General features: G+C 70.3%; 1 protein-coding gene. It reads right to left on the reverse strand.

The annotated features are described in order from the left end of the window. The coding region (locus IH13_RS0136145; protein WP_037843525.1) for a beta-ketoacyl synthase N-terminal-like domain-containing protein at positions 1-539 on the reverse strand (539 nt) is incomplete at both ends.

Below are 539 nucleotides of genomic sequence, written 5' to 3' on the forward strand. Positions count from 1 at the left end.
AGACCGTTCGACGCACCGTCCTGGTTCACCGCACTGCCCCGCACCACGGCTAGCACCTCGTGCCCGTTCCGCTGCGCATCCGACAGACGCTCCAGCAGCAGCATGCCCACGCCCTCGCCCCAGCCGGTGCCGTCGGCGCCCGCGGCGAACGACTTGCACCGGCCGTCGGCGGCCAGTCCACGCTGACGGCTGAACTCGATGAAGCTCCCCGGCGTGGCCATCACACTCGCGCCGCCGGCCAGTGCCATCGAGCATTCGCCCGACCGCAGGGCCTGCGCAGCGAGGTGCAGGGCCACCAGGGAGGACGAGCAAGCGGTGTCGACCGTTACGGCAGGTCCTTCGAGTCCGAGCGTGTAGGAGACACGGCCGGAGACGACGCTGCCGGAGGTGCCGGTGGCGAGGTACCCCTCGACACCTTCCGGGACGGTGGCGAGCTGAGCCACGTAGTCGTGGTACATCAACCCTGCGAAGACGCCGGTGCTCGTACCGCGCAGCGACGCCGGATCGATCCCTGCCGACTCGATGGCCTCCCAGGAGCC

This window comes from Streptomyces sp. NRRL WC-3549 (assembly GCF_000721935.1).
Lineage (GTDB): Bacteria > Actinomycetota > Actinomycetes > Streptomycetales > Streptomycetaceae > Streptomyces.